General features: G+C 73.6%; 1 protein-coding gene. It reads left to right on the forward strand.

Annotation, left to right across the window (positions count from 1 at the left end; translation table 11 throughout):
- Positions 1–5,917 (forward strand): type I polyketide synthase (locus ACFV6X_RS35365; protein ID WP_385390528.1); only part of this gene is annotated, 5,917 nt, incomplete at both ends.

Raw genomic sequence — 5,917 nt, forward strand, 5'->3', positions numbered from 1 at the left:
ACACCCTCCACCACCTCGCCCACCAGAACACCGGCACCTACATCGAAATCGGCCCCGACGCCCACCTCACCGCCCTCACCCGACGCACCCTCGACGAACCGACGATCATCGCCGTGCCGTTGCTGCGGTCCGGACACCCCGAGCCGCAGACGTTCGCCATCGGCACGGCCACGGCGTACGCACAGGGCGCCCCGCTCGACGCCGGCTCCTTCTTCCCCCGCGGCAAGCGCACGGACCTGCCGGTCTATCCCTTCCAGCGGACCCATCTGTGGCTGAACGCCGCCCCGCGCACCGACGCCCGGAGCCTCGGCCTCGACCCTGCGGGACATCCGCTGCTGAGCACGGCCGTGGAGTTCGCCGAGCGCGCCGACGCCCTGTTCACCAGCCGCATCTCGCGCGCGGGCCAGCCGTGGCTGGCCGATCACACCATCGCCGGTACGGTCATCGCGCCAGGCACGCTGTTCCTCGAACTCGCCGTCGCGGCGGGCGAGCACGTCGGTGTCCCGCGGGTGACGGAGCTGATGCTGGAGGCGCCGCTGCCGCTGCCCGAGCGCGACGCCGTCCGTGTGCAGGTGACGGTGGGCGCGCCGGACGCGGACGGGCACCGGCAGTTCAGCCTGCACGCCCGCCCGGACGGCGACGACCACGCCCCCGTGTGGACCCGGCACGCCACAGGTGTCCTGGCCCCCGCGGCGGCCGTGCCCCCCGTGGAAGAAGATCTCGCCGTGTGGCCGCCGTCCGGTGCCGAGGCGGACGTCCTGGACGGCGTCCACGACCGGCTCGCCGCCCTGGGCTACGAGTACGGTCCCGCGTTCCAGGGCCTGCGCGGCGTCTGGCGCCGCGGTGAAGAGGTCTTCGCGGAGGTGCGCCTGCCGCAGGCACAGGCCGGTGTCGCGGACGACTTCCGGTTGCATCCGGCGCTGCTCGACGCCGTGCTGCACCCGCTGGTGCTGGACGCGGGCGCCGACGGCGATCCGGCCGAGATCCGGCTGCCCTTCAGCTGGAACGCCGTCGCCGTGCACGCCGTGGGCGCCTCGGAGGTGCGCGCACGCATCTCACCCACCGGTCCCGGGCGGGCCACGATCACGGTCGCCGACGCCGCCGGCTCCGCGGTGGCCGGCCTGGAGATCACCCTGCGTGCGGTGCCCCGGCGGCGCCTCGCGGCGGCGGGCGGCGACGCCGGCTCGCTGTTCGCCGTGGAGTGGACCGAACTGCCCGCGCCCGCGGCGGACGCCGCCCTTACGTGGTCGGAGGCCGACGGCTCCTTCGACTCCGTGGCGGCGGACGACGTCGTGGTCGTGCGGGTGCCGGGCGACGCGGACGGCGAGGGTGACCCGGCGCCCGCCGCCCGGCGGGTGCTGCGACTCGTGCGGGAGTGGCTGGCCGAGGAACGCTTCGCCGGCTCCCGGCTCGCCGTCGTCACACAGCGCGCCGTCGCGGCGCGCGCCGGAGACGACGTGGACCTCGCGGGCGCCTCCGTGTGGGGGCTGGTCCGCTCGGCCCAGTCCGAGCACCCCGACCGGTTGGTCCTCATCGACGTCGACGGGTCCGACGACGCCACGGCCGGGACTCTGCTGCCCGCCGCGATGGCAGCCGACGAACCGCAGATCGCGGTGCGCGACGGCCGGCTGCTCGCGCCCCGGCTCGCTCGCGCCGACGCGCCGGGTGGGGTGCCCGACCGCCGTCTCGACACCGACGGCACGGTCCTCGTCACCGGCGGCACGGGGGGTCTCGGCGCGTTGTTCGCCCGCCACCTGGTGGCCGAGCACGGGGTACGTCACCTGCTGCTGGTCAGCCGCCGGGGCCTCGGCGCGCCCGGCGCCGCCGAGCTGAGCGCGGAACTCGAAGGGCTCGGCGCCGCGGTGACGGTGGCCGCGGCCGACGTCGGCGACCGGGACGCCCTCGCGGCCCTCATCGCCTCGATCCCCGCCGAGCACCCGCTGACCGCGGTGGTGCACGCCGCCGGTGTCCTGGACGACGCGACCGTCCAGTCGCTGACCGAGGCGCAGTTGGACGCGGTACTGCGGCCCAAGGCGGATGCCGCCCGGCATCTGCACGAGTTGACCCGTGACCTGGACCTGACGGCCTTCGTGTTGTTCTCCTCCGTGTCCGGCCTCACCGGCACGGCCGGCCAGGCCAACTACGCGGCGGCCAACACCTTCCTGGACGGGCTCGCCCAGCACCGCGCCCTGCACGGCCTGCCCGCCACGTCCCTCGCCTGGGGCCTGTGGGACGGCTCGGCCGGCATGGGCGCGACCCTCACCGAGGCGGACCTCGCCCGCTGGGCGCGACTCGGCATGACGCCCCTCACCCCGCGACAGGGCCTCGCCCTGTTCGACCTGGCGCTGACGGCCGGCGAGTCGCTGCTGGTGCCGGTCGCGCTGGACACGGGCCGGCTGGCGGCCGGTGACGGGCCGGTCCCCGCGCTCTACCGGGGCCTGGTGCGTCCACGTCCGCGTCGTGTCGCGCAGACCGGCTCGGCCGGCGGCGGGTCCGGCTGGGCCCGGCAGACCGCTCAGCTGCCCGAGGCGCGACGCCGCGACGCGGTCCTGGCGCTGGTACGTGCCACGGTCGCCTCGGTGCTCGGTCACTCCGGCGCCGGTGCCGTGGATCCGGACCGCGCCTTCAAGGACATCGGGTTCGACTCGATGGCCGGCGTGGACCTGCGCAACCGGCTCTCGGCGGCCACCGGTCTGCGGCTGCCCAGCACGGCGGTCTTCGACCATCCGACGCCGACGGCGGTGGCCGCCTACCTGCTGACCAAGGTGACACCGGCCGAGGCACCCACGACAACCCCTGGCCGCGCCGCCGTGCGCGCCGACGAGCCGATCGCGATCGTGGGCATGGCGTGCCGCTATCCGGGCGGGGTGTCGTCCCCCGAGGACCTGTGGAACCTCGTCGCGAACGGCACCGACGCGATCAGCGAGTTCCCCTCCAACCGCGGCTGGGACCTCGAGAACCTCTACGACCCGGACCCGGACCACACAGGGACCTCCTACACGCGCTCAGGCGGCTTCCTGCACGAAGCCGACCTGTTCGACCCGGAGTTCTTCGGCATGTCCCCCCGCGAAGCCACCGCGACCGACCCCCAGCAGCGCCTGCTCCTGGAAACCGCGTGGGAGACCTTCGAGAGTGCGGGCATCGACCCGGCCACCCTGCGCGGCAGCAACACGGGCGTGTTCACCGGTGCCATGTACGACGACTACGCGTCGCGTCTGGAGGCCATGCCGGAGGAGTTCGAGGGCTTCCTGCTCGCGGGCAACCTCTCCAGCGTGCTGTCCGGCCGCCTCTCGTACACGTACGGCCTGGAGGGCCCGGCGATCACGGTCGACACGGCGTGCTCGTCGTCACTGGTCGCGATGCACATGGCCGCGAGCGCCCTGCGCAACGGAGAGTGCGACCTCGCCCTCGCCGGCGGTGTCACCGTGATGAACAGCCCGCACACCTTCGTGGAGTTCTCGCGTCAGCGTGGTCTGTCGGTCGACGGACGCTGCAAGTCGTTCTCCGACGACGCGGACGGCACCGGCTGGTCCGAAGGCGTCGGCCTCCTCCTCGTCGAACGACTCTCCGACGCCCGCAGGAACGGCCACCACATCCTCGCCGTCATCCGCGGCACCGCCGTCAACCAGGACGGCGCCAGCAACGGACTCACCGCCCCCAACGGGCCGTCGCAGGAACGGGTGATCCGACAGGCCCTCGCCAACGCCGGGCTGGAACCCGCCGACATCGACGCCGTCGAAGCCCACGGCACCGGCACCCGCCTCGGCGACCCCATCGAAGCACAGGCACTCCTCGCCACCTACGGCCAGAACCGCCCCCCCCACAACCCCCTCTACCTCGGCTCCCTCAAATCCAACATCGGCCACGCACAGGCCGCAGCCGGCGTCGGCGGCGTCATCAAGATGATCCAGGCCATGCGCCACGCCACCCTCCCCAAGACCCTCCACGCCGACACCCCCTCCAGCCACATCGACTGGGACGCCGGAGCGTTGTCCCTGCTGACCGAGGCCCGCGAGTGGCCGGCGACCGACGGCCGGCCACGCCGCGCGGGCGTCTCCTCCTTCGGCATCAGCGGCACCAACGCCCACGTCCTCATCGAGGAGGCCCCGGCGCCGGCCAAGCCCGCCGCACGGCCGGACGCGCCCTCCGGCGTGGTCCCGTGGATCGTCACGGGCAAGGACGAGAGGGCGGTGCGTGACCAGGCCGATCGGCTGTACCGGTTCGTGGAGTCGAGGCCGGAGTTGGCGGCGGTCGACGTCGCGTACTCGCTGGCCACCGGTCGCGCGCTGCTGGACCAGGGGGCGGCCGTCCTGGGCGAGAGCCGTGCGGACCTGCTCAAGGGCCTGGCGGCACTGGCCGGTTCGACTGACGGGCAGAAGGTCGCGTCGGTCGTCGGAACCCCCACCGCACGTGCCGGCAAGGTCGCCTTCCTGCTCACCGGCCAGGGCGCGCAGCGCCTCGGCATGGGACGCGAACTGTACGAGAGCAGCGCGGTGTTCGCCGCGGCGCTGGACGAGGTGTGCGCGCATCTGGATCCGCTGCTGGTGCGTCCCGTCAAGTGGGTGCTGTTCGCGCCGGAGACGTCGGCCGACGGCGCGCTCATCGACCAGACGGCGTTCACGCAGGCCGCGCTGTTCGCGGTCGAAGTCGCCCTGTTCCGTCTCTTCGAGCACTACGGAGTCCGTCCGGACTATCTGCTCGGCCACTCCCTGGGCGAGGTCACCGCGGCTCATCTGGCCGGGGTTGTCGACCTGGCCGAGGCGTGCGTCCTGGTCGCCGAGCGCGGACGGCTCATGCAGGCGGCCCGCGAAGGCGGTGCCATGGCCGCGATCCAGGCCGGCGAGGACGACGTACGCGAGTCCCTGCTCGCGTACGGCGAGCAGCGCGTCGCCGTCGCGGGTGTCAACGGGCCGCGTGCCACGGTGATCTCGGGTGACGGGGACGCCGTCGAGGAGATCATGGCGGCCTGGCGGAGGCGGGACACTCCGGTCAAGCGGCTGGCCGTCTCGCACGCCTTCCACTCCCCGCACATGGACGAGATCCTCGACGAGTTCCGGGACATCGTGTCGGAGCTGCACTTCAAGGCCCCCGACATCCCCGTCGTCTCGAACGTCACCGGTGTCCTCGCCACCGACGAGGAACTCACCTCTGCCGACTACTGGGTCCGCCACGTCCGTGGCGCCGTCCGGTTCCACGACGGTGTGCGGTTCCTGGAGTCCGAGGGCGTCTCCGAGTACCTGGAGCTGGGGCCCGACGGCGTGCTGACGGCGCTCGCCGGGGCCTGCCTGACCGAGGTGCCCGGGGTTCTCGTTCCGGCGTTGCGGCGCGGCCGGTCCGAGCCGGAGACCGTCGCGGCGTCACTGGCCCTGCTGCGGCTGCGCGGCGCCACCCCCGACTGGTCCAGGGTCTTCCCCGGTGCCCGGAGGGTCGAGCTGCCGACGTACGCCTTCCAGCACGAGCGGTACTGGCTGGACGGCCCCGACGCCCCGCTCGACGCCACAGGCCTCGGACTGGACCCGGCCCTGCACCCGCTGCTGGGCGCGACGGTGAGCCTGGCCGACCGGGACACCCACGTCTTCACCGGTTCGGTGTCGCTGGGCACGCACGGCTGGCTGGCCGAGCACGCCGTCAACGGCACCGTCCTGATGCCGGGTACCGCCCTGGTCGAACTGGCCTTGCGCGCCGGTGAGCAGGCGGGCACCGACAGGCTTGCCGAACTGCTGCTGGCGGCTCCGCTGGTGTTGCCGGAGCGGGGTGGCGTGCAGCTTCAGGTGGTCGTCGGGGAGGCCGACAACGACGGCCGTCGCACGGTGGAGATCTACTCGCGGCCCGAGCGGGAGGAGCCGGCCGGTGACCACCCGTGGACGCTCAACGCACAGGGCACCCTCACCGCGGGCGAGACCGTCGAGGGCGAACC

The sequence above is a fragment of the Streptomyces sp. NPDC059861 genome (genome assembly GCF_042731435.1).
Lineage (GTDB): Bacteria > Actinomycetota > Actinomycetes > Streptomycetales > Streptomycetaceae > Streptomyces.